Consider the following 25325-nt stretch of genomic DNA (forward strand, 5'->3'; position numbering starts at 1 on the left):
CATTCACCATTTATTTTAACACAATGTTTTCTCTTTCACCATAGGCTTTAATCCTAATGTTTTGAGAAGCTGCATATCTTCAGAAACTCCCGGATTCGGGGTAACAAGAAGGGTCTCTCTTTCTCCGGTAAAAATGGAATTTGCTCCTGCCATAAAACACCAGCCCTGCTCGAAATCGGTCATCTCAATTCTTCCGGCACTGAGGCGAACCATTGAAGAAGGCATAATAATTCTCGCTGTAGCAATCATCCGTACCATTTCCCATGTATCTGTTTTCTCATTATTTTCGAGCGGCGTTCCCTTCACTCTTGCCAATGCATTGATGGGAACTGATTCCGGATGCTTAGGCATTGTTGCTAAGGTTAATAGCATGGAGATCCTGTCGCCGTGTGTTTCTCCCAGTCCGATAATTCCTCCTGAACATACCGTAATTCCGGCTTTTCTTACATTATTGATCGTATTGATCCTGTTGTCAAATGTTCTGGTTGAAATAATTTCCTCATAATATTGTTCGGAAGTGTCAAGATTGTGGTTATAGGCATACAAACCTGCTTCCTGCAGACGAATTGCCTGTTCTTCGGTAAGCATTCCCAGTGTGCAGCATACTTCCATTCCGAGTTCATTAACACCTTTCACCATATCAATGACACGGTCAAAGTCCCGGTTATTACGAACTTCTCTCCACGCCGCGGCCATACAGAATCTCGAAGAGCCTCCTTCTTTTGCTTTTTTGGCGTGTTCAATAACCTTTTCCGTAGGCAGCAATGCCTGAACTTTGATATCGGTGTGATATCTGGCTGCCTGACCACAGTAAGAACAGTCTTCCGGACATCCTCCTGTTTTTATGGATAGTAAAGTAGACATCTGCACTTCTTCGGGATTATGCCTTTCGCGGTGTACGGTAGCGGCTTTGTATATAAGCTCAAGAAGAGGTAGATTGTAAATTTGTTCGATCTCTTCCCGGGTCCAGTCGTTTCGTAAGGTTGTGTTTTCTTTCATATCTTTTCTAATTGTTTTGCAACAGTTTCTATATTTTCTGTTGTTATTTCATCTAAATGTGGAATTCTTATGACAGCAGTTTCCGGCTGAATATTTTTAACAATAATTCTTTCTGTGTCAGGTGGAAAGCTTCCGTTCAGGATGATGTATTTTAATTTGATTTTTCTTTGCTCTAAGGCCATGAGCGACAATAGCGTATGGTTGATGCATCCTAAATAATTTTTGACCACCAATGCAACGGGAATATTAAGCTTTTGAATCAGATCAATGATAAAATGTTCATCATTTAATGGAACCATGAGGCCTCCTGCTCCTTCAACAATTAAATGATTGCGTGTTTCAGGAAGTGTAAAATTGTTCAAATCAATGGTAATCCTCTCTTCGCTTGCCGATTGATGCGGTGAGGCAGCCAACTTCAGACGGTATGTTTCGGGATGGCAAATTGTATTTTCACCAGTCCAGCTCTTTATTTTCATGCTGTCGGAAAAATCCAGGTCTCCGGATTGTACGGGTTTCCAGTATTCTGCATTAAAATATTTCGTTAAAATTGCAGAACAAACGGTTTTTCCTACCTCGGTCCCGATTCCGGTAACGAATAATTTCTGTACTGAAAGTTCTTCTTGTTGCATTTTATTTCAGATAAATTCATTAATAATTTTGGTAAGCCTTACGATTTCTTCTTCTGTATTAAAGCTGTGCAGGCAGATTCTCAGTCGCTCTGTACCTTCTTTTACGGTCGGGCTGAAAATGGGATAGGTCAAAAACCCGTTATCAGATAATGTTTCTGCCAACATTTTCAATTGATGATTGTCAGGAATTATGATGGCCTGTATCGGACTGTTTTCGTCGGAAGGACTCTTTATATTACCTTTTCGGAAAATGCTGATATTTTTTTGTAGCTGAGCAGGTGCTGCTTTATTTTCATTTAAAAATTCATATCCTTTGCTAATGCTCATCCATAAGAAATCATGGGCGGCAGTTGTATAGATAAAAGATGAGGCAAAATTGATGAGGTAAGATTTTATCACATCATTTGTCAACACGGCGGCTCCATTTGTTCCTAATGCCTTTCCGTAAGTCACGACTGTTGCAATAACTTTCTTTTGAAGATGGAATCTGTCGACAAGACCATATCCGAAAACCCCGAAAGCGTGAGCTTCATCCACAATAAGAGCGGCATTATATTTCATGGCAAGATCTGCGATCTCCGAGATAGGAGAAAAATCCCCGTCCATGGAATACAGGCTTTCAATCGCAATATAAACGCTGCCCTGCTGTCTTTTCAGGATATCTTCAAGATGTCCGCAGTCATTATGCCTGAATTTTAATTTTTTAGCATTTGACATTTTGCAGGCATCATGTACCGAACGGTGGATTTTTTCATCCACAATAACCGTGTCATGACGGTTCGGAAGTGCCGCGAACAAAGCAAGATTGGCGTTATATCCGGAATGGAACAAAAGTGCAGATTCATATTGGTGCTCTTTGGCAATAAATTCCTCCGTTTCTGTAACCACAGAAGTATTTCCGCTGATGAGCCTTGAACCGGTGCTTCCTTTAAGTAATTCAGGGTTTTCCTGAACCGTTTTTAAAAGCAGGTTCAGGAAAGTTTTATTTTTTGCAAATCCCAGATAGTCGTTGGAATAAAAATCCACACCCTCCTTTCTGCTTCGTAATGTTCTTAAGATTCCCGCCTGTTTTCTTTTTTCTAAAGCTTCCTCCAACGGTAAAAAGTGATTACACATGTTCTGTCTTCAAAACTTCCTGTGAAATGCTGTCTATCCATTGCTGGTGCAGATCGTTTTCTATCTTTAAAATATGTTCTGCATGAATTTTCCATTGCTCACAAAACCCATCAAGCTGACTGATCATTTCTTCCAGATGGCCTTCTTCTTCAAGAATAATGGATTTAACCATGATCCTTGAGCTGTATTTCGTAAGAATTTCCTGATAAACCGGATATAATTCATCCGCACGAACTTCAATTGCATACGTCACAAAAAGGTATGCGGCATACTTCAGCTGTTCTTTAGTCAGTGAAAATTCATTTTGTAAATATTTACAAGTTTTTACGTCAAGATTGTTAAGATATTGTCTCGTAGCGGTAGATGCAAGCAAATATTCTCTTTGGTAATTTTCACAAATTTTTGAGTTAATCTTAAGAATTTGTTTTTTAAGATAATAGGCGTGGCGATGTTCTTCTGCTGCATGCTTCAACTGAATAAGATTTACATCGGAAGGATGCTCACATGCCGAAATTTTTCGGGCACCAGCATTTTCCATATAAGATAATGTATTGAGCCATTTGGCGTGAACTTCATCATCAGTGACAATTTTTTCCAGAAGATTATAAAGTGTCATTTTTTATAGTTTTGCCTCAAAAGTAGTATATTGCCGGATGGTTGTATAGTGCCAGTTTTAAGATAATGAATAGTCCGGTTTTAATTCCTTACCAAAGTATTATAACAATAGACCGATCTTCCAATGTTTCTGTCTATATGCAAATCTCCAATCAGCTGATCAATGCCATTCAGCGCGGTTTTCTTCCGTTTGGTACAAAGCTTCCGGGAACAAGGACGCTGAGCATACTTTTGGAAGTTCATCGCAATACAATTGTTTCTGTATATGACGAACTTCTGGCTCAGGGGTGGATAGAAATTTTTCCAAATAAGGGAACTTTTGTAATAGGAAATGAACAAAACAATGCATCAATAATACAGATTTCCGGGCAAAATAATCTGGAAAACTATCCTAAACAAACCGGATTTACTTTCAAAACTTCCAATATTCTCGACAATCCTTTTGAACATTCTGCCTGCGAGTATATTTTTAATGATGGAATCCCGGATATTCGGCTTACGCAGGTAGATCAGTATTCCGGTATTTACAGTTCTATTTTAAAGAGAAAAGCTCACAAAATCGGACAGTACAATTATGACGGTAGTGAATTTTTTAAGGAGCATCTATCAGAATATTTAAATTTGTCCAGAGGATTGCCTATTTCAAAAAATAATCTTCTCATTACAAGAAGCACCGAAATGAGCATCTATATTGTTTCGGAAATTTTGTTATCTCCGGGCGATATCGTATTGGTAGGAGAGCTAAGTTATTTTTCCGTTAATATGATCTTTCAGCGTACCGGAGTTAATATCCGTACAGTTTCGATTGATGAAGAAGGCATCAGCGTGGAAGAAGTCCGGAAAATCTGTGAAAAGCAGAACATCAGAATGCTGTATCTCACTCCTCACCACCACTATCCTACTACGGTAACGCTGAGTGCAAAAAGAAGACTGGAACTTTTGAACCTTTCATATGAGTACGGTTTTATTATTCTTGAAGATGATTACGACTATGATTTTCATTATGATAAAAGCCCTATTCTGCCTCTGGCAAGCGCTGATACTAAAGGTATGGTAATTTACATCGGATCTTTCGGGAAATTATTGGCTCCGGGATTTCGTACGGGATTTATTGTAGCTCCTGAAAATCTTATGGCTGAAATGAGGAAATATCTTGGTATTATCGACAGGCAGGGTGATATTTTAATGGAACATGTTCTGGGTGAAATGATTGCCGAAGGAGAAATCAGCCGTTACCTGAAAAAATCCCTGAAAATCTATAAAGAACGGAGAGATCATTTTGCTTGTTTACTTAAACAGCATCTGGATGAATATATTGATTTTAAAATACCTTCCGGCGGACTTGCTTTCTGGGCAGAATGGAAAACTCCGGTAAATCTTATGAAGCTCTCGAAAAAATGTTCACAGAATAACCTGTTTATACCTAAAACCTTACTCTATCAAGACAGAAATCGTACGGCGATGCGTCTGGGCTTCGGAAATTTTACATGTAATGAAATGGAAAAATCGGTTGAAATTCTTTCAGAGAATGTAAAACGCATCCTTAATGGAGATAATAAGTAAAACATTATGTTTTGGTTGAATTTTTGAATATAGAATTTTAAATCTTTACGCCATTGAAATTAATTACATTTACAAATAAAGGAATTTATTGTCCCCAGGGAAATTTTTACATTGATCCGTGGCGGCCGGTTGATCTAGCTGTCATAACTCACGGACATGCCGATCATGCCCGTTGGGGAATGAAAAAATACCTTTGTCATCACTTCACAAAGCCGATTTTATATAAAAGAATCAGTGAAGATATAGAATGTCAGAGTGTAGAATATGGTGAAGTGATTAATATCAACGGCGTAAAAGTTTCTCTTCATCCTGCCGGTCATATCATCGGTTCCGCACAGATCAGACTGGAATATAAAGGATACGTAAGTGTCGTTTCCGGAGATTATAAAGTTCAGGATGACGGATTGAGTACTCCTTTTGAATTGGTACGGTGTAATGAATTTGTTACCGAAAGTACTTTCGGACTTCCCATTTATAATTGGCTGGAAGTGGATGACCTTAATAAAAAACTTCAGAGCTGGGTTCTCAGAAACAAAGAAAATCAGAAAACTTCCGTATTTATCGGGTATTCTTTGGGGAAAGCCCAGCGAATTATGAAAGCGGTTGAAGGTCTGGGAAAAATACACGTTCATTATTCCATAGGAAAATTGAATGAAGCTTTTGAAACTGTAGGAATTGATCTTCCGGATTATGAAATTCCGGATTTCAGGGAAAGTGTAAAGCATCTTCAGGATGAAATCGTGATTGTTCCGCCTGCTTTATTAGACTCCAATGTTATTAAGAAAATCCCTAATGCGGCAACAGCAATATGCTCCGGCTGGATGCAGGTGCGCGGAGCCAGAAGATGGCGAAGTGCGGATGCAGGCTTTGCGATGAGTGATCACGCCGACTGGAAAGGACTTTTGCAGGCTATAAAAGCTACCGAAGCTGAACTTGTACACGTGACACACGGGCAAACCGAAGTTTTTTCCAAATATCTTAATGAAATCGGAATTAAATCGGATGTCGTAGAAACATTATACGGAGACGATGATGAAGAAGAAAAAGAAAAAGAAGTCATAGAAAATTAACCTTTAAGGTTTCTTAAACGTTGAAGGTTTGTTATAATAAATAAAAAATGAAACATTTCGCAGAATTGATCAACGCCCTGGAAAGCACCAATAAAACCAATGCTAAAATCGATGCCATCATTGATTATCTTGAACGTGCTCCGGATGAAGATAAAGTTTGGTTTATAGCTCTGTTTACAGGTAAACGTCCGAAACGAAATGTCAATTCAAATTATATGAAAGAATGGGCACTGGAAATCACTCAGCTACCCTTCTGGCTTTTTCAGGAAAGCTATTCATCGGTAGGTGATCTTGGGGAAACACTTTCATTAATTCTGCCTCCACCTACGGAAAAAATTGAAAGATCATTATCCGAATGGATGAATGAAATTACGGGTCTCAAAAATAAAACAGACCAGGAGAAAAAAGAATTTGTTCTGCGCTCCTGGAACGGTTTGGATTATACAGAACGCCTGATCTTCAACAAACTTTTAGGCGGCAGCTTCAGAATTGGGGTTTCCGATAAAACTTTGATCAATGCTTTAACAAAATTTTCGCATCAGGAATCAAGCACATTAATGCACAGCCTGATGGGAAAATGGCAGCCTGATGAGGTTTCCTTCCGCGAGTTGATTTCCGCAGAAAATATCAATCCGGATAATTCAAAACCTTATCCTTTCTGCCTGGCGTATGCTTTGGAAAAAGATCTGGAAGAATTGGGGAGGCCTGATGAATGGCTCATCGAATACAAATGGGACGGAATCCGCGGACAGATCATTCGCAGAAATGATGAAGTGTTTATCTGGTCCAGAGGTGAAGAACTGGTTACCGAGCAGTTTCCGGAAATAAAAGAAGTAGTTCAGAACATGAAAGGTGACTTTGTAATAGATGGAGAAATACTTGCGATAAAGGATGGTAAAGTTTTAAATTTTAATGAATTACAGAAAAGGTTAAACCGTAAAACTTTAACTAAAAAAATGCTTGCAGAAATCCCGATTCAGGTTTTTGCATATGATTTATTAGAACTGGAAAATAATGATCTTCGTGAAAAGCCGATCTCTGCAAGAAGAGCAATGCTGGAAGAATTACTGCTCAACGAAAATCCTGAATATATTAAAATTTCAGAAGCGATAGCATTTGAAAACTGGAATGAATTAAACAATATTCGTGAAAATTCAAGGGATATTAACAGCGAAGGATTAATGCTGAAACAGAAAAATTCACCGTATCATTCCGGCAGGAAAAAGGGAGACTGGTGGAAATGGAAGATTAATCCTCTGACGATTGATGCAGTTCTTATTTATGCCCAGAAAGGAAGCGGAAGAAGAAGTGCTTATTACACCGATTATACATTTGCCGTAAAAAATGAAGACAAGCTGGTAACCATTGCAAAAGCTTATTCAGGACTTACGGATAAAGAAATTATGGAAGTCAGCAAGTTTGTGAATAAAAACGCGATTGAGAAGTTTGGACCGGTAAGAACCGTAAAAGCAGAGCTTGTTTTTGAAATTGCTTTTGAAGGCATCGGGTTCAGCAACCGACACAAAAGTGGTGTTGCCCTGCGCTTTCCGAGAATTTTAAGATGGAGAAAAGATAAAACGGTGGAGGAAATTGATGATCTTGAGGAAATTAAGAAATTGATACAGTAATTGTGATTTTATTCTTTCATTCTCTTCTTTAAATCCATATCCGCGCCTAGAATTCTTTCAATTTCAATCTCTGTTGCGTTTAAAATTCTATAAAAAATGATATGCTTATTTGCTGTAAATCCGTAAATATCAGATTTGATTTCTGTATAATTTTTTCCAATGTATGGATTTTCGCATAATAGTTGAAAATAGTTGATCAATTCTTCATAATATAAATCAGCTTGCTTTTCAGACCAGAATTCATACGTATACTCATATATTTTTGTAATATCTTCTACAGCTTTACGAGTTAAAAAATAGTTACCCATTTTTTTTCAGATTGAATTTCATAAATTCTAAATGTTTCTCAGGATTAAAATCATGAGCAATCCCGCTGTTTATACCTTCCTCAATCGCATTTTTAAGCATCTGTATTTTATTTTCCTCCTGTTCCAAAAGCCTTAATCCCGCTCTTATTACTTCACTGGCATTCTTAAATCTGCCTTCGGAAACTTTAGAATCAACAAAATCTTCAAAATAATCTCCTAGTGAGACCGATGTATTTCTTCCCATTATTTTATTTTAATTAAATAAAGTTACCAATTTTTGGTAATTGAACAAATTTTAAGATAAATATTTTTCATTAAATTGATGGAATAATTATTGGAATAATATTTAAAATTATTACTATTAAAACTTTTGCCTTAATAAATAACAGTTAATTGACAACATTCGAAAATACCAACGGATTCAAAGTCATTCAGCAATGGATGGCTGATAAAAATATTTCCCCTTTCAGGTTTCAGATTGAAACCTGGCGGAAATTCGGGAATGGTTACAGCGGAATGGTTGTCGCGCCAACAGGTTTTGGAAAAACCTATTCAGTATTTTTAGCATTAATTTCAGATTTTCTGAACCGTCCCGAAAAATACGGGAAAGGCTTGAAAATGATCTGGATCACTCCTCTTCGATCACTTTCTAAAGATATTGCCAAAGCGATGCAGGAAGCCATTGATGAAATCGGTTTAGATTGGGCAGTAGGTGTCAGAAACGGAGATACGGATCCTAAAATCCGTCAGCAACAGGTTAAAAATATGCCTGAAATTCTGGTCGCAACACCCGAAAGCCTGCATTTGCTCTTCGGGCAAAAAAAACATCATCGGTTTTTTCAGGGTTTACAGACCATTGTGATTGATGAATGGCATGAACTCCTCGGCTCCAAGCGCGGCGTTATGGTTGAACTGGGAGTATCCATGCTCAGAAAATATGTTCCCAAAATTAAAGTCTGGGGAATTACGGCCACGATCGGTAATTTGGATGAAGCTATGGAAGTTCTGATCCCTTATGATATTAAAAAGACTACCATTACGGCAAAAGAAAAAAAGAAAATCGACATCCTCTCGGTATTTCCGGATGAAGTGGAAATTCTTCCGTGGGCTGGACATCTCGGCCATAAACTGGCAGATAAAGTGGTTCCGATTATCCTGAACTCCAATTCAACGATTGTTTTTACCAATACCAGAAGCCAAAGCGAAATGTGGTATCAGCTTTTACTGGATGCGTATCCTGATTTTGCGGGCCAGATTGCCATTCATCACAGTTCGATCGATGCTCATCTCAGAATCTGGATTGAAGAAAACCTCAGCAACGGTAAACTGAAAGCTGTTGTTTCAACCTCATCTTTAGATTTGGGAATCGATTTTAAACCGGTAGATACTGTGATTCAGATCGGTTCTGCAAAAGGCGTTGCGAGATTTCTGCAGCGGGCCGGACGAAGTGGCCACTCCCCTTTCGAAACTTCCAAAATCTATTGCGTTCCTACCCATTCCTTAGAACTAATTGAGGTTTCGGCATTGAAAGAAGCCGTAAAAAATAACGTAATTGAGCCTCGTGATCCTCAGGTTCTGTGTTTTGATGTATTGGTACAGTTCCTTATGACGCTGGCCATTGGTGACGGTTTCTATCCGCAGGAAATGTATCCGCAAATCAAAGAAACGTTTGCATTCCGCGAGATGACCGAAGATGAATGGAAAGGCATCATGGATTTTTTAACCATAGGCGGAAAAGCACTGAAAAGTTATGAAGAATTTCATAAAGTAGTTATTGATGAAACAGGTTTGTATAAAGTAACTTCGCGAAGAATTGCCATGCTCCACCGGATGAATATGGGTGTAATCGTAAGTGATGCCATGCTGAAAGTAAAATTCATTTCCGGCGGCTATATTGGGATGGTGGAAGAATATTTTATCTCAAGGTTAAAAAAAGAGGATAAATTCATTCTTGCAGGACGGGTTCTTGAAGTCGCCATGATTAAAGACATGACGGTTTTTGTACGGGCTTCCAAAGGAAAAGCTTTTGCACCGAGTTATCTGGGCGGAAGACTGCCGTTAAGCTCCAATCTCGGGCGTTTTTTAAGGGAAAAGCTTTCGGGCGCACTAAATCCCAAAGCCTCGGAAAAGGAGTTGAAATTTCTGCATCCATTGCTGGCGAATCAGGAAGAGCGGTCCCATATTCCGGAAGAGGACGAATTTTTGGTAGAGTTAATTAAAAATCGTGAAGGCTACCATTTGTTTATGTATCCTTTTGAAGGAAGGCTTGTTCATGAAGTTATGGCGGCACTTATTGCCTATCGTATTTCAAAATTGGCTCCGATTTCATTTTCAATGGCCATGAATGATTATGGTTTTGAATTATTCAGTGATAAAGAAATTCCGTTGAATGAAGATAATTTGGAACAGATTCTTACCCGTGAAAATTTAATGACCGACGTTATTTCAAGTATCAATGCTGCAGAAATGGCTAGACGTAAATTTCGGGATATTGCGGTAATTTCGGGAATGGTGATTCAGAATTTCCCGGGGCAGCAGCGTTCCAATAAATCGCTACAAAGTTCCGCAGGTCTTATTTTTAAAGTGCTTGAAGATTACGATCCGGAACATTTTCTGGTAAGACAGGCCTACACGGAAGTCTTCAATATGCAGCTTCAGGAACAGCGACTCGTAGAAGCATTTAAAAGAATTGAGAAATCAAAAGTTATCCTGAAATTTGCCAATTCTTTTACCCCGCTGAGTTTCCCGATAAAAGTAGACAGTCTTCGCCAGACGCTTTCCAGTGAAGATTTAGATTCCAGAATCAAAAGGTTGGTAGATCAGGCAAAAAAAATCAGGTAATTATCCTATTCTTTTGCCGAGAATGACCAGTGTTCGCTCTATGCCATCCAATACTGCTACATCAGGAAATGTTCCCCAGTCTTCAAAACCGAAATGTCTGAAAAGCTTCAGGCTCGGTTCGTTATGAAGAAAAATAAATCCCAATAAAGTCTTTACCCCGAATTTTCCTGCATTATTAATACAATATTGCAGAACTTTCTTACCGAAACCTTTTCCGCGGCAGTTTTCATCCATATAAATGCTGACTTCCACTGTTCCGTTATAAGCAGGCCGTCCGTAAAATGAAGAAAAACTTACCCAGCCTAAAATATTTTTTGCTATATCTTCAACCATCCAGAGCGGACGGGTTTCAGGATTGTGCTCATAAAACCAATGTATTCTGCTTTCTACAGAAATATTTTCGGTATCGGCAGTCACCATTCGGGAAGGAATGGTAGAATTGTAGATTTCTACAATTTTCGGTAAATCTTCAAGGGTAGCATTTCTGAAGGTTAATTCTTCCATAGGATGGCAGCATTTATCTGCAAATATACATGAAGATTTTTCTTTTTTATATGATTATTCTTCGGCTTCGGGATCTTTCAGTTCTTTCAGGCTTCGGTTGAGGCTTCTTACGCTGATTCCCAGATAGGCTGCCATATCTTCCTTTGAAAGCTCCATTTCTTTGGACTTTAATTCCAGAAACTGGCTCAGTGTATGTTCCGTCGTATGAAGCTGCTGATAGGATGCCCTGCTTGAAGTATTAACGATACGCTCCGCAAAAACATCAAGCAGAAAATTATTAAGGCCCAAATCATTTTTAAGCAGATCTTTAAAATAAGGGATCGACATTGCATATACCGTAACTTCGGTTATCGCTTCAATGGAGCAAAGGCACGGAACATTTTTAATCACCTCAATCTCACCGATAATTTCACCTTTACCCAAAAATTCAACGATATATTCTTTATCGTTCTCTTCTATGAAATAACACTTGGTAATGCCGCTTCTGATAAGCATTATTTTTGTGGAATCTTCATTCTGTGTAAGCAATCTTTCTCCTTTGGTGTAAGATTTAATAATGATATTTTCCTTTTCCGGCTGTTTTTGATAAAGCGTTTCCAGATAGTCTAGAAATGGTTGATTCGTTCTCAGCATAATGATCCGGGACAAATGTCCTTTTTTGGTTGATATTTATTTCTGAATTTTGGACCGGAAAATTACAAAATCTAATTTTAACACATTATGAATTCTATTCGTGTAATTGCTTTTGATGCCGATGACACCCTCTGGATAAACGAAACGCATTTCCATGAAGCCGAAATGGCTTTTTGTGAACTTTTTAAGGATGAACACCCCAATAAGACGGTTTCTGAAGAATTATTTGCTGCTGAAATGAAAAATCTTCATCTCTATGGTTACGGTGTGAAAGGCTTTATGCTGTGTATGATAGAAACAGCAGGAAAACTTTCAAACGGAGTAAGTTACGGGCCGTTAACTGAAAAAATCATTAAAATAGGACACAATCTTTTAAATAAGCCTGTTGAACTTCTGGACGGCGTTGCCGAAACATTAGACCAGTTAAAAGAGCGGTATCGATTAGTAGTTGCTACAAAAGGTGATCTGCTGGATCAGGAACGAAAGCTTAAGAAATCAGGACTGCAGGATTATTTCCATCATATTGAAATTATGAGTGATAAAAAAACGAACGATTATCAGAAACTGATCCGGCATCTGGATTGTAAGCCTGAACATTTTCTGATGGTAGGAAATTCAATAAAATCTGATATTCTGCCTGTATTGAAAATAGGCGGCTACGCAGCTCACATTCCTTATCATCTTACCTGGGCCCACGAACACCACGAAGAAAAACCGGAATCTGAATTTTTTATGGAGTTTAAAAATATTCGTGAGATGATTAATTATTTAAACAATAAATTTAATCAATAGATTCTTTAATGCCGTATCTGCAGAATTTAAGGTATTTATCAATGTATTCCGATTTATATTTTTTTTCGAAAAAAGCTAACTTTTCAAAGTAAGGAACTTTTACACCTTCAAGTAAATGATATCCTGCAAGTACTTCCACCATAACCTTCGGACTTTCGGGATTGCTTAGGATTATCTTGTCTAAACGCCAGTTTAATGAATCAATTTCATCAGCTTTCCATTCTGATGTCGTGTTCATAATATCTTTTAAATTTATATACTCAGATGTATTTTGCTGATGATTGGCAATCATACTGTCTTTCCATTTTCTTTCCCAATCAGCTTCATGGATAATTTGTTTTTCTGCAATAACTCGCTGGTATAATAAATGAGCAATGGTATTTGTTTGTACTACACAGCCCATCATTACTTGAACAGAGTCTTTACTTTTAATATAATACCTAAAGAGCTTTTCAAGAGACTTGGATTTTCTATCAAAAAGGATGCTCATTGCGTAAAGCTTTGTAGAAGGAGTACCATTGAATGCAATAAATTCAACTTCACTATCGGAAGCTATTTTTTTGATCTTTTCATTGATTTTATATATTTCACTTTCATGTCCGTCAATGCTGATATTTTTAGATTCATATCTCTCACTTTGTGATAGCTGCTTATAAAGCTTATTTACTTTCGGTGATAATTGCCCAAAGAACAGTATCGGCAGGAATAAAAGAAAAAAGAAAGTTTTCATAGTTTTATGGTCGCTCAAGCTAAAAAAAATCCGTTCTTATCTGAACGGATTTTTATAAAAATTATTATTTTTTCAGGCATTTCTCCAGAAACTGATCCTGCTCCCAAAGCAAATGCAGAATGTTTTCTTTCGCAACATATCCGTGGGCTTCCTTAGGAAGAAGAACCATTTTTACAGGTGCACCAAGATTTTTCAACGCCTGGAAATACCGTTCTGTCTGCAACGTAAATGTCCCGGGATTGTTATCGGCATCACCGTGAACCAACAATAGCGGTGTTTTCATTTTGTCCGCATTCATGAACGGGGACATGGTGTTATAAATTTCCGGAACATCCCAGTAATTTCTCTGTTCGCTCTGGAATCCGAAAGGTGTCAATGTACGGTTATAAGCACCACTTCTTGCAATTCCGCATGCAAAAAGTTTGGAATGTGTCAAAAGATTGGCCGTCATGAAGGCACCGTAAGAGTGTCCGCCCACAGCAACTTTTTTACGGTCGATATATCCAAGCTGATCAACGGCGTTAATAGCGGCTTCAGCATTGGCAACCAGCTGAGGAATGAAAGTATCGTTCGGTTCTGTTTTTCCTTCCCCGATGATCGGGAATGCGGCATCGTCCAAAACGGCGTAGCCTTTTGTCGTCCAATACACAAAAGATCCGTAATACGGGAAAGTGAAATCATTCGGATTTTGGGTATTCTGGCCTGCGGTATTTTTGTCTTTATATTCCGTAGGATAAGCCCAGATCAGCAACGGAAGTTTTTCGGTCTTTGCCTTTCTGTCATAGCCGGCAGGAAGATAAAGGGTTCCCGTTAAGGTTACTCCATCGTTTCTTTTGTAGATAATAACTTCCTTATAAACGTCTTTGATGCTTTCAAACGGATTGGCAAACTGGGTTATCGGTTCTGACTTATTGGATTTTATATTTTTTTTATAATAATTCGGATATTGGCTTGAAGACTGTTGGGTCGTTAAAATTTCCCCTTTTGAAGGATTCAGAATATCGATGATTTCTTCTTTTGCATTTTTAAGATTGGAGGTGTAAAGTCTCTTCTTTTTTAAAGTTTTCATATCCATCTCATCCAGAAAAGGGTGCTGCCCGTCTTTGGTAAACCCTGCTCCGATCAGGTAGGACTTCCCTCCTTTCATATCGACAACATATCTTCCGTATTGGTTTTTGGTGGTGTTAAAATTTCCGGGATCATTATATACATCCTGGTAATTTCTGTCGTCGATTACTTTAGATTCCCCGTTGTTCAGATCGATCAGATAAGATTTTGTATTTCTGGTATCGTACCAGCCTTCTGAAACAATAGCATAATGGTCGTTTGTCCAGCTTGTTCCTTCATATCTTTGTTTTGTTTTAAAAAATGACTTTGGAGCACTGCTGAACGGAGCATCCCAGGTAAAAATCTCATCCCTGAAATCTGCTATCTTAGACTGGTCTCCGCCGTCCAAAGCTTCAGCATAAACCAATGTTGCAGGCATATCGCTTCTCCACCCCATATCTCTTTTTCCCATTCTTACGGATGAAAATCCTTTCGGCATAATTTCATTGAGAGGAATTTCATTAACCACTTTTACAACATTTCCGTTGGTATCGTAAACTGTTGTTGTCATCGGAAAACGGCTTAAAGGAACAATATAGGAAAAAGGTTTTTTAATGGTTGTAGCCATCAGATAATTTCCGTCCGGAGAATAGCTCAGCCCGGTGTACATATCCTGATCTTTTATTTTTTTAAGATTTCCCTGAAGATCTGCATTATAGATTTCGGAAGCGGTAAGAATTTCAAAATTCTTTTCATCCTGAGGGTTTTTAAGCAGATCCTGATACGTTCTGTTTTGTGAAACCTTACCATCAGAAGTTGAAACAATAGGTCCTGTCGGAAGATCTTTACTGGAATCAATCAGTGCAGGCCTGTTCTGAGGAAGCACTTTTAAAAGTAAATTTTTTGAATCTTTATTCCATGTATAAGGACTTCCTAAATTGGCATTCAGGTTGTCTGAAGTAATTTTTCTTGCCGTTGCAGTTTCCAGATCGACAATCCAGAGTTCAACACCTTTATTAGTGGTATTGGTAAACGCAAAAGATTTTTCGTCCGGGGAAAATGAAGTGTACGCAATTTTGGGATTCTGGGGTAAGTTTTTAACCTGAACTTCCGTTTTATCATTCAGCTTTCTTACTTTCAGGTTATTGATGTAGGTAACCGAACTGGAAATATTGGTCACCGGATTTATTCTGAGTCCACCAAGTTTCATTTCCTGCTGACTAAGATCTTCAAGGGTTTTATAAGTCGGACGGTAGCTGAATACGATCCGGTCTTTTTTGCTGTTCATTAAGACACTCGGAGGCCTTTCATAGTCTGCCAGCTTTAAGATTTCGGCAGATGGTTTTTGGTAACTGATGTTTTCCTGCGCCTGATAGAAATTAAGAAACGCAAGAAGGCAGATGGTTAACTTTATCTTCATTATATTCTCTTTTGGACGAATTTAATGAATTTTATGTAAACCTACATTTTAAAAGATCTGTTTATCTAAAAAGATCTCAATAAAAAAAGCAGCAAAAAAAGTTGCTGCCTTGTATTTCAATCACCATTCGGTGGCTCTTTTTCTTTTTTCGATCATATGATCTACAGAGAATTTTCCGGGGCCGAAAATCATCATAAGGAGATACACTGAAAGATAGATAAGACTCATCTCCCGCTTTTCAAAGGGATCAGCTCCGTGAACGACGAATGCTGCAATGATCATCGTAAAAATGAGAAATCCCAACGACACTCTTGTAAACAATCCTAATATAAGAAGTATGGAACACGCAAACTCCGCGAAAACAGTAAGGACTAACGATACGGTTGGTCCCATTCCCATGAAATCGAAAAACTCGATCTTTCCGCCATCCAGAAGCATCTGAAGTTTGGGAAACCCGTGAGACAGCATCGCGAAACCGATAAAAACTCTCACTACCAATAAAATAATATCTTTAAAAACTGTATTAGAATTTGTCGGGTTCAAATAGTTCATTAAGTTAAAATTTAATTAAAGATAACGAAAAATCTTCTTATATAACGGCCTTTCAGCAGTTTTTAATCTATCGGTAACCGAAGTTTTTCAGATCTCTGTCGTTTTTTCTCCAGTCTTTTTTCACTTTTACAAAAAGATTCAGATGGATTTTTTTATTGAAAAATTTCTCCAGGTCCAGCCTTGATTCTGTTCCTACCTTTTTAATGGCCTCGCCTTTATGACCAATTACGATGCCTTTCTGGGTATCTCTTTCTACATAAATAATGGAATCGATGAAGATAATTCCTTCTTTTTCCTTGAACTGTTCTGTCACCACTTCTACCGAGTAGGGAATTTCTTTATCGTAGTTCAGTAAGATTTTTTCACGGATGGCTTCATTCACGAAAAACCTTTCCGGTTTGTCGGTATACTGATCTTTATCGTAATATGGAGGATTTTCCGGAAGCAGTGATTTCAGTTTCGGTAAAATAATATCGGTGTTGAAAGCATTCAGGGCGGAAATAGGTAAAATTTCAGCTTTGGGAATTCTCTCATGCCATGTTTCAACCAGCTTCTCCAGACCTTCCTGGTTGGTTTGGTCAACTTTATTCAGCAACAATAAAACGGGTACGGGAATTTTATTCAGCTTGTCAATTAAAAATTCTGAAGGCTCGGCTTTGTCAGTAACATCCACGATGAACAGGAAGACGTCTGCATCCTGAAGGGAGTCTTTTACAAAATCCATCATTTTTTCCTGCAATCCGTATTTCGGGTCCAGCACTCCCGGGGTATCGGAAAATACGATCTGCAAATCTTCTTCATTATAAATTCCAAAAATTCTGTGGCGTGTTGTCTGTGCTTTTTGGGTAACAATGGCCAGCTTCTCTCCCATTAACTGATTGAGTAAGGTTGATTTTCCGGCATTCGGTTTCCCGACGATATTTACAAATCCTGCTTTGTGCATAAAAATTATATTGAACTGCAAAGTTAATAAAACAAATCTGGTCTTTCGGCCTATTCCTGGTATTAAAATGAAAAGCCCCCGAAAATGCTTTATTCTCAGGGGCTTTTTCAATTAAATATATACTTTTATCTGTTGTTGATATCTACGCGTACCGGCATTACAAATGTAGAAGCAATCATATTTTCATTTAATTTTTTGCTGTCTACTCTGTATTGAAGTTTGCTCAATACGTTTTCGATTTCTTTACTTACGTTTTTACAGTCGCCTTTGGAGTGTACATTGACAATTTTTCCGTTTTCGGCAATATCAAATTTTACTTCAGAATTTACGATTCCCTGCTTGTAATCGGAATTGGTAAAATCGAAATTAGCCATCAGAAGATTTCTTATTTCGCTGAATGCATCGTTTTTATTCAGCTGTACTTCCTGGATGGTGTTATTATTTGTTGTCTGTGCTTTTGCGTTGTTCATTACTGTTACAAATCCACAAACTAAAAAAGAAGCGATTACTATCTGAATTTTATTTTTCATAACTCGTTGGTTTTAAGTGTTATTTTAAATTATTTACTAACTCTTTACCAAAGATATATAAAAAAATTCATATTAATTTTACATACAGTTAACATTGGGTTAACATTGGAAATTAATTTGTTGACTATCAACGTTTTAAATTTTTAAAATAATTGAAAATTTAATATTGGAAGTTAAATTATGAGCTGAAAAAGGCCAAAACTTGAATGTTTCAGCCCTCTTCTATATTATAAACTTAAGTTTCTTTTAATATAATCCGTCAATAATCTTCTTACTGTTAATTTCAGCAATGATAAATGTTGCATCACTTTCTGTAATGTATTGATTTTCGTATAACCAGTGAATTCTGGAAATCTGAATATGCGACGGAATCAGATTATCTACTTTATAGTAAGTTTTCAGATAATAATTTTTCTTGCATTCTTTAATTTTTGAAATAAAGGAATCTACCTCGGTCATTTGCTTTTTACCATAAGAAAATATAAGTGGTTTTGCAGCAGCAAGGCTTTTAGAATTATCCTTTTTAAATTCATTATTACACAAAGCAGTTACCAGTAATGACGGAATTATGGCAATCCCAAACACGATCATTCCTGCTGAAAAAGACAGATTATAATTATCATTAATAAAAATTGTTAGTAATATTGAGTTTAAAATAACCGAAACAACAATCCCAATCAATATTGGATCTTTTGATTTTCTAAATACGGATTCATCATTCTGAATATCGTTAAAGTGAACTTTGTATTCATTAAGCTCTTTTGCAAATAACGTCATTACGAAAACTCCATCTTCCTGAATTTCAAAATACTTTTTGTTTCTACCGTCTTTTTGATTTAAAATATTCATATACTTTTTACTCCAGTTCCCGCTTCAAAAACTTCCCTGTCAGACTCTTCTTCGACTTCACGATTTCCTCGGGTGTTCCCTGGGCAACGATCTGTCCGCCGTGCTTTCCGCCTTCCGGACCGACATCGATGATGTGGTCTGCCATTTTGATGACATCCATATTATGTTCAATAATGATGAAAGAGTTTCCTAATTCTACCAGCTGATTAATTGCGTCCATCAGGATTTTTACGTCTTCAAAATGAAGTCCGGTGGTTGGTTCATCCAGAATGTATAACGTATTTCCGGTTTGCCTTTTGGCAAGCTCCGTAGCTAATTTAATACGCTGTGCTTCCCCTCCACTTAACGTCGTTGACTGCTGTCCCAATGTGATATACCCTAAACCTACATCATGTAACGTTTTGACTCTGGCATAAATTTTTGGAATCGGCTGGAAGAATTCCACCGCTTCATCAATCGTCATATCCAGCACATCGGAAATCGATTTTCCTTTGTAACGAACCTCTAAAGTTTCTCTGTTGAATCGCTTTCCGTTGCAGGTTTCGCAATGAACATAAACATCCGGCAGGAAATTCATTTCAATCACCTTTAATCCGCCTCCCTGACAGGTTTCGCACCTTCCTCCCTTCACATTGAAAGAGAATCTTCCGGGTTTGTAACCACGGATTTTACTTTCAGGCAACTCTGCAAAAAGATTTCGGATGTCTGTAAACATTCCGGTGTAGGTGGCAGGATTGGAACGCGGCGTTCTTCCGATCGGGGTCTGGTCTACATCTACGATTTTATCGATATTTTCAAGACCTTCTATTTTTTTGTATGGCAAAGGTTCCTGTACCGCTCTGTAAAAATGCCTGTTCAGTATCGGATATAAAGTTCCGTTGATCAGGGAAGATTTTCCGCTTCCTGAGATTCCGGTAACCACCACCAGCTTTCCTAAAGGAACCGTAAGGTTCACATTTTTAAGGTTGTTTCCGGTGGCTCCTTTCAGGACGATCTGTTTTCCGTTTCCGGCTCTTCTTTCTGCGGGAATTTCGATTTTTCTTTTTCCGTTGATATATTGAGCGGTGATGGTGTCTGCTTTCAGCAAATCTTTTGGTTTTCCCTGCCAGAGAATTTCACCTCCGAATTTTCCGGCTCTCGGACCGATATCCAGTACCTCATCAGCTTCCAGGATCATATCTTTATCATGCTCCACCACCAACACGGAATTTCCGATGTCACGAAGGTTTTTCAGTGAATTGATTAGTCTTTCGTTGTCTCTCTGATGCAGTCCGATACTTGGTTCATCCAAAATGTAAAGGACATTCACCAGTTGCGAACCGATCTGCGTTGCCAGACGAATCCTTTGAGACTCACCTCCCGAAAGTGTTTTCGAGCTTCTGCTTAAACTTAAATAATCCAGTCCGACATCCAGCAAGAACTGAAGCCTGGTTTCGATTTCTTTTAATATTTCGTGGGCAATGATTGCATTTTTCTCAGAAAATTTATCTTTAACATCAGCCAGCCATTCTTTTAAATCGATAAGGCTTAAAGCATTTACTTCCGCAATATTTTTACCGTCAATTTTAAAGCTCAGGCTTGAAGGCTGCAGTCGGGTTCCTTTACATTCCGGGCATGTTTCTTCCGTGGTGAAATGTCTTTCCAGAAGAATAGCTTCATACGATTCTTTGTCCTCGATGATTTCTTCCATGAAAGCAATCAGTCCGTCAAAGCTTAGCTTTATTTTTTTTGTAATTCCTGCGTATTTCAGATCTTTATTGAATTCTTTATGACAGCCGTTGTACATATAATCCAGAGCTTCCTGCGGAATGTCCTTCATCGGTGTTGTCAGTCCCAATCCGAAAATTTCAAGGATATTTTTAATTTGGGCAAGAATCCATTTGTTTGATTTAATATCTTCCAAAGGCAACAAACCTCCCTGGTTAATGGATAGCTTAGGATTTTCAATAAAATAATCGGTGTTGATTTTTTTAATGGTTCCCAGCCCTTTACAGGTCGGGCAGCTTCCTTTCGGTGAGTTGAAAGAAAAAGTATTCGGTTCCGGTAAAGCGAGTGAATGACCGGTTTCGGCATCCATTAAGTTTTTAGAAAAATACTCAATTTCGGTACTTCCCAGCTTTTGGATTCCGATAAGGCCTTCTCCCATTTCCATTGCGGTACGAAGGGATTTTTCCATTCTGTTTTCCGAGGCGCTTTCCCCGATGATCCAGCGGTCGATCACAATATCAATGTCGTGGGTTTTATAACGGTCGAGTTTCAGATCATATTCAATATCCTGCAATTCACCGTCAATTCTTGCCTGTCCGTATCCTTTTTTGGCCATTTGCACGAAAAGCTCGTGATAATGGCCTTTTCTGGCTCTTACGACAGGAGCCATCAGCATAATCTTTTCCCCTTTGTAATTTTCTTTGATGGTCTCAAGAATCTGCTCTTCGGTGTAACTTACCAGCTTTTTTCCAGTGGTTTGAGAATACGCATCCGAAACCCTGGCAAACAGAAGTCGCAGGAAATCATATAATTCCGTTACGGTTCCTACGGTTGAACGCGGGTTTTTGTTCGTAGTTTTCTGTTCGATGGCAATTACGGGAGACAATCCTTCAATTTTATCTACATCAGGACGTTCGAGACCACCCAGAAACTGTCTTGCATAAGCTGAAAAAGTTTCGATGTAGCGGCGCTGGCCTTCTGCAAAAATAGTATCAAAAGCCAGGGAAGATTTTCCGCTTCCCGAAAGCCCGGTAATGACTACCAGTTCATTTCTGGGGATTTTGACATTGATGTTTTTCAGGTTGTGCTCGCGCGCACCGTAAACTTCTATATATTCTGTTGATTTACTCATAATTTGGTGTGATTTTACATGAAAATCACGATGTGCAAAATTACGGAATTTTATGGAATTTCCTGTGTTAAAAAATGTTAGATTATTTAGCTGTAATTTCCGGAGTATTTTACTTCAATGAATTAATTTACAAAAAAACACCGGTATATTTTTTACCGGTATTAGTCTTTTTAAATTTAAACAAATTTTGAAAATAAAAATTTACTGAACAAAGGAATTGTAAGAATTCAGAACAGAATCGTAAGCAGAACTGAGTTCCTGCATATTGCTGTCGGGAATCTGATTGGCAGATTTTGAATCCCTGATCAGTTTTCTGTATTTGTCAAGAAACTCTGTTGCTCTTTTGTTGAAATTTTCGAACATTGTTTTCTTATAAGCGTATTGCTGACCTTTTACGTCGAATTCTTTTTTAGAATTTATATCCACTGCTTTTTCCAGTTCATTGTACTTTTTCTGCGCTTCCGCTTCATTAAAAGCTTGTGCATACTGTTTATCGAGAACATCCATTACGGCATCAAGTTCATTCATTATCGATTTGGATGAAACGATATAATCTTTCATCGGGTGGTCTTTTAAAATTACTTCTTCAGCAGCTTCGGTAGCAGGTTTTATTTTGGTGACAATGTTTTCGCCAGCCGTAAAAAACGCTTTAGCTTCTTCATCGATATCCTTTTGTAAAGCCAGTGCTTTTGCTCCCTGATCGTCTTTATAATCCTCGGAAGTGATATAGGATTTCAGCTCTTCATATTTTTTATCAATGCTTTCTCGCCTTCTTTTATAGGTAATAAGCTCTGTTTCGATAATTTTCTGTTCACTGTCAAAACCGGAAGGAACGCCTTTAATTTTGGTTAAAGAATAATCCATTGTACTGAGAACCATTGGCATGCTGTAGACGGTTTCACCTTTTGACTTTTTTACTGCCGCTTCGGCATATTGAATAATATTTTCTATGTGTCTGGAAGAACTTTTGTAGGATTCCAGAAAGTTATTATTAAAGTCAATAATCGCCTGTGACTGGTCTTCCCCAGCCTTTTCTACTGCATTTTCAATTTTGTCCAGACCTTTTTTACAGCTTACTGCTGTTACACTCACCGATAAGGCAAGTGCGATCATCATCATTTTTTTCATATTATATAAAGTTGATATTTATGTATTTATTCGGTAAACGAATGTTGAATTTAACCGCAAAAGAGATAAAGATTATTTCTCAAAAGAAATTAAATAAGCTTTTTATTTATCAGGAAAAATCGGTGTCTTCGTTCGTTATTTTCACGACATATTCTATTCCGTCGATGGCTTTTAAGATGATTTGGTTTCGCAGAATATTGGCCATATTTTCCCAATACAATCTACCGTAAAAAGAATAGTTGTTCGGGATGATTTCCACTTCTACGGTTCTGATAAATCCTTCTTTTGGCTTGTTGCTGATCATGGTTCCGCGTTTTACACGGACTTCTTTCAGTTCATCTTTCAGTACCATCCTGCAATAGTTTTTAACATCTTCCAGGGAGATTATTTTATCTCTTGTTGTTAATGCATATTTATAAGCCTGAATACTGTCTGTTCCTTTTTGTTCTTCTGCTCCGCCGATGCTCTCACTTAGAAGTACAAGAACCTGGGATTTCAGCTGGTTTGATAATTCGGTACCGGGACGCATATGGTTGGCAAGGGTGCAATGGGTTACCCAGAATGAAGCATAGGTATGATCCGTTTTTTCGACAGGCTCCATAATGACGTAGTTCAGCTCCTGTTTAATGCTTCTTTTGGCATTATTCACTTTCTGGATCATGGATTTCATTTTATCTGACATTTCGCTTAGCAGGCCTTTTACGTTATCTCTGTTCAATAAAGAGAAAGCAGCGATTTCGTCGCGAGTGAGTTCAAGAACATTGGCGATCATGTCGACGGCATTTCTGTTTGTGAATCGTTCCATTCCGCCTTTTCTTACCGTGTATAATCCTTTTTTAAGGTTATCGTTGGGGGTAAACGGAATTTCGGTATATCTTCTTCCGTCGCCATCCTGAACTTCATCAACATAGAGGAAATGCTCGCCTTCATCAGTGACCAGCGGAATGTTGTTTCCCATAATATCGAGACTGTATTCTGTTTTTTTCCAGCCGCGGTTGTAGATCGGGAAAGCATTCAGGACAAAAGAAAAATTATCCAGGATTTCAGCAGAAAACTGCGGTGGAAATTCAAAGGTGAGCCACAGATAACGTTTCCCCTGAATATGTTTGGTAATCTCTTCTTTATAATCAACAAAACTGAGGTTTTCCGGCAATTCTCCGGGTTCGGAAAATAGGGAGCTTGAAATACCGCTCACCTCAATAAATTTATGGTGATAAATGCTTTTTACATCTTCAATAATTTTATTGCGGATTGACTGCTCGTGGAAGATCTGTTCGTAACCGTCTGCCTGGGTATTTTTATAATAAGTTAATCCTTCCTTAATAAAAAGCGGATTTCCGTTGCTCGTTACTGTAATGTAAGGCAGCAGTTTGTAGGTAAAATCCAGATGTTCAAAAGCCGGATTGGAACAGTAAATACTTACCTGTTTTGGGAAGGTTTCCTGGGAATAATTGCTGACGTCAATGCCGATCGTTACTTTTCGGTAATCTTCAGGCCTGCCCTGAAATCTTGCAATCGGGATTTTGTTTAGCCTTTCATCAATGCTGTAGCAGGTATTGCCCACGAACATTACAGCCGTCTGTACTTTGTTGATCCTCACATTTCCCACCGGAGTAAAAGGAATGTTGATCTGCTTATCCGATTCCGATTTTATGGTGGATGTCATATGTTTTCTGAAGAAAAACTCGGTGTGTTCCAACAGGATTTCAGATGATTCATACGGCAGTGTAAAAGCAATGGCATGCGCCGGAACGGGATGCGTATAAATGGACGGCGTTAAAAGTTTTGCAAGCTTTTCCAGAATCCGGGCGTTTATCGTCTGTATTTCATTATTGGCTTTAAAAACTTCCGTGCTGAAAGCATCAATTAATAATTTTACAAACGGATCCAGCGACTGCGGACTCTTCAGTCCCCAAACTTTTGTTGCATTCTGAAGCATCCGTGCTTTTACAGATTCTTTGGAATATATATTTTGATCTAAATTCATAGGTTGTGATTACGGTGTAGGAAATTAATCAATTGACATCGGGCTCAGAAACAATTCCGTAGAGAAGCTGAAGCGTTCTCCGGTAGCCTCCATTTTAGCATTGATGGCAATTTTTACTTTCTTTTTGATTTCGGTGTGTTCTTTTGTGTCGTAGGTATGCTCCACAATCTGAATGTGTGCATCGATCTGCGGATTAACAATCCGGGGTTCGTATTCCTGTATCTGTCTTTTGAGACTTTTGATGAAAACGTTTTCCCAGACAGCGCTGGTAACGCCATTGTCGAATTCAAGATTCCAGACATCATTTCCATAGTTTTCATCATATCTGTTCTCGCCTTTTTTGGTGGTGATCAACAGCATGATATTATGGGCAATGCTTTCTCCCATATCGCATGTATCGATACTTCCTCCCTCCGTCATTAAGGTTGATGGTACGAAAGGCATTCTGTAATTTGGTGTGTCCATAATTCTGCTTCTATATTACATCATAATTGTCATTTGCCAGAAGAGAATACCAAATTAATGATTTTTCACGAAATATAATATTGTAATATTTTAAAATTAATGAATATTTTAATATGTGAAGATTGAAGTGATATCGA

Annotated in this window: 23 protein-coding genes; 5 read left to right on the plus strand and 18 right to left on the minus strand. The window is 38.1% G+C overall.

Annotation, left to right across the window (positions count from 1 at the left end; translation table 11 throughout):
• Nucleotides 1-15 precede the first annotated feature (15 nt).
• The 4 genes from bioB to ACYT6F_RS14415 are packed head-to-tail and all read right to left on the minus strand — an operon-like array spanning nucleotide 16 to nucleotide 3360.
• Nucleotides 16-999: a biotin synthase BioB gene (gene bioB, locus ACYT6F_RS14400; protein ID WP_472598338.1), complete on the minus strand. Its 984-nt coding sequence runs from the start codon at nucleotides 997-999 to the stop codon at nucleotides 16-18.
• Nucleotides 996-1628 (minus strand): dethiobiotin synthase, encoded by a 633-nt coding sequence (gene bioD, locus ACYT6F_RS14405; RefSeq protein WP_472598339.1) that lies wholly within the window; start codon nucleotides 1626-1628, stop codon nucleotides 996-998. Before bioD ends, bioB begins: the two co-directional genes overlap by 4 nt.
• A 6-nt stretch (nucleotides 1629-1634) precedes the next feature.
• Nucleotides 1635-2744 carry an aminotransferase class I/II-fold pyridoxal phosphate-dependent enzyme gene (locus ACYT6F_RS14410; RefSeq protein ID WP_472598340.1) on the minus strand — a complete coding sequence of 370 codons (1110 nt, stop codon included), beginning with the start codon at nucleotides 2742-2744 and terminating at the stop codon, nucleotides 1635-1637.
• A complete protein-coding gene (locus ACYT6F_RS14415) occupies nucleotides 2737-3360 on the minus strand; it encodes a hypothetical protein (RefSeq protein WP_472598341.1) in 624 nt (207 codons plus the stop codon). The genes ACYT6F_RS14410 and ACYT6F_RS14415 overlap by 8 nt, the downstream gene beginning before the upstream one ends.
• A 65-nt stretch (nucleotides 3361-3425) precedes the next feature.
• On the opposite strand from ACYT6F_RS14415, the gene ACYT6F_RS14420 reads away from it, so the two are divergent.
• The 3 genes from ACYT6F_RS14420 to ACYT6F_RS14430 are packed head-to-tail and all read left to right on the plus strand — an operon-like array spanning nucleotide 3426 to nucleotide 7620.
• Complete coding sequence (locus ACYT6F_RS14420) at nucleotides 3426-4922, plus strand: aminotransferase-like domain-containing protein (protein WP_472598342.1); 1497 nt, start codon at nucleotides 3426-3428, stop codon at nucleotides 4920-4922.
• A 53-nt stretch (nucleotides 4923-4975) separates the two neighbouring features.
• Complete coding sequence (locus tag ACYT6F_RS14425; protein ID WP_472598343.1) at nucleotides 4976-5992, plus strand: ligase-associated DNA damage response exonuclease; 1017 nt, start codon at nucleotides 4976-4978, stop codon at nucleotides 5990-5992.
• 47 nt (nucleotides 5993-6039) lie between these two features.
• Nucleotides 6040-7620, plus strand: coding sequence for an ATP-dependent DNA ligase (locus tag ACYT6F_RS14430; RefSeq protein ID WP_472598344.1), 1581 nt, complete (start codon nucleotides 6040-6042; stop codon nucleotides 7618-7620).
• 8 nt (nucleotides 7621-7628) lie between these two features.
• On the opposite strand, the gene ACYT6F_RS14435 is transcribed toward ACYT6F_RS14430, so the two are convergent.
• Both ACYT6F_RS14435 and ACYT6F_RS14440 read right to left on the minus strand, forming a co-directional pair.
• Nucleotides 7629-7928 carry a type II toxin-antitoxin system RelE/ParE family toxin gene (locus ACYT6F_RS14435; protein ID WP_472598345.1) on the minus strand — a complete coding sequence of 100 codons (300 nt, stop codon included), beginning with the start codon at nucleotides 7926-7928 and terminating at the stop codon, nucleotides 7629-7631.
• Nucleotides 7921-8172 carry a type II toxin-antitoxin system ParD family antitoxin gene (locus ACYT6F_RS14440; RefSeq protein ID WP_472598346.1) on the minus strand — a complete coding sequence of 84 codons (252 nt, stop codon included), beginning with the start codon at nucleotides 8170-8172 and terminating at the stop codon, nucleotides 7921-7923. The genes ACYT6F_RS14435 and ACYT6F_RS14440 overlap by 8 nt, the downstream gene beginning before the upstream one ends.
• Nucleotides 8173-8369: 197 nt before the next feature.
• On the opposite strand from ACYT6F_RS14440, the gene ACYT6F_RS14445 reads away from it, so the two are divergent.
• Entirely contained in the window at nucleotides 8370-10769 is a 2400-nt protein-coding gene (locus tag ACYT6F_RS14445; protein WP_472601126.1) for a ligase-associated DNA damage response DEXH box helicase, read from the plus strand.
• Here ACYT6F_RS14445 and ACYT6F_RS14450 read toward each other — a convergent pair whose 3' ends face one another.
• Entirely contained in the window at nucleotides 10770-11273 is a 504-nt protein-coding gene (locus ACYT6F_RS14450) for a GNAT family N-acetyltransferase (protein ID WP_472598347.1), read from the minus strand. It lies immediately after the preceding gene.
• A gap of 54 nt (nucleotides 11274-11327) precedes the next feature.
• Nucleotides 11328-11906 carry a Crp/Fnr family transcriptional regulator gene (locus tag ACYT6F_RS14455; protein ID WP_472598348.1) on the minus strand — a complete coding sequence of 193 codons (579 nt, stop codon included), beginning with the start codon at nucleotides 11904-11906 and terminating at the stop codon, nucleotides 11328-11330.
• Between the two features lie 84 nt (nucleotides 11907-11990).
• Here ACYT6F_RS14455 and ACYT6F_RS14460 point away from each other — a divergent pair, with 84 nt between their 5' ends.
• On the plus strand, nucleotides 11991-12698 hold the full coding sequence (locus tag ACYT6F_RS14460; RefSeq protein ID WP_472601127.1) for an HAD family hydrolase: 708 nt from the start codon (nucleotides 11991-11993) through the stop codon (nucleotides 12696-12698).
• Here ACYT6F_RS14460 and ACYT6F_RS14465 read toward each other — a convergent pair.
• From ACYT6F_RS14465 to ACYT6F_RS14510, 10 genes are all read right to left on the minus strand, one after another.
• Entirely contained in the window at nucleotides 12688-13428 is a 741-nt protein-coding gene (locus tag ACYT6F_RS14465) for a hypothetical protein (RefSeq protein WP_472598349.1), read from the minus strand. The two genes, ACYT6F_RS14460 and ACYT6F_RS14465, sit on opposite strands and share 11 nt — an antisense overlap.
• A 64-nt stretch (nucleotides 13429-13492) precedes the next feature.
• Complete coding sequence (locus ACYT6F_RS14470; protein ID WP_472598350.1) at nucleotides 13493-15895, minus strand: alpha/beta hydrolase family protein; 2403 nt, start codon at nucleotides 15893-15895, stop codon at nucleotides 13493-13495.
• A 120-nt stretch (nucleotides 15896-16015) separates the two neighbouring features.
• Complete coding sequence (locus tag ACYT6F_RS14475; protein ID WP_472598351.1) at nucleotides 16016-16447, minus strand: DoxX family protein; 432 nt, start codon at nucleotides 16445-16447, stop codon at nucleotides 16016-16018.
• 67 nt (nucleotides 16448-16514) lie between these two features.
• The gene (gene era / locus ACYT6F_RS14480) at nucleotides 16515-17390 is read right to left on the minus strand and encodes a GTPase Era (protein WP_072882662.1); all 876 of its coding nucleotides are present in this window, start codon (nucleotides 17388-17390) and stop codon (nucleotides 16515-16517) included.
• Between the two features lie 125 nt (nucleotides 17391-17515).
• Nucleotides 17516-17920 carry a hypothetical protein gene (locus ACYT6F_RS14485; RefSeq protein WP_169230591.1) on the minus strand — a complete coding sequence of 135 codons (405 nt, stop codon included), beginning with the start codon at nucleotides 17918-17920 and terminating at the stop codon, nucleotides 17516-17518.
• Nucleotides 17921-18166: 246 nt separating this feature from the next.
• On the minus strand, nucleotides 18167-18769 hold the full coding sequence (locus tag ACYT6F_RS14490) for a hypothetical protein (RefSeq protein ID WP_472598352.1): 603 nt from the start codon (nucleotides 18767-18769) through the stop codon (nucleotides 18167-18169).
• A gap of 7 nt (nucleotides 18770-18776) precedes the next feature.
• A complete protein-coding gene (gene uvrA, locus ACYT6F_RS14495) occupies nucleotides 18777-21608 on the minus strand; it encodes an excinuclease ABC subunit UvrA (RefSeq protein ID WP_472598353.1) in 2832 nt (943 codons plus the stop codon).
• 201 nt (nucleotides 21609-21809) lie between these two features.
• A complete protein-coding gene (locus ACYT6F_RS14500; RefSeq protein WP_472598354.1) occupies nucleotides 21810-22736 on the minus strand; it encodes a DUF3829 domain-containing protein in 927 nt (308 codons plus the stop codon).
• Nucleotides 22737-22845: 109 nt separating this feature from the next.
• Nucleotides 22846-24723, minus strand: coding sequence for a type VI secretion system baseplate subunit TssF (locus ACYT6F_RS14505; RefSeq protein WP_472598355.1), 1878 nt, complete (start codon nucleotides 24721-24723; stop codon nucleotides 22846-22848).
• A 24-nt stretch (nucleotides 24724-24747) separates the two neighbouring features.
• Entirely contained in the window at nucleotides 24748-25188 is a 441-nt protein-coding gene (locus ACYT6F_RS14510) for a GPW/gp25 family protein (protein WP_169230587.1), read from the minus strand.
• Nucleotides 25189-25325: the final 137 nt, after the last annotated feature.

This window comes from Chryseobacterium sp. NG-CE01 (genome assembly GCF_055695505.1).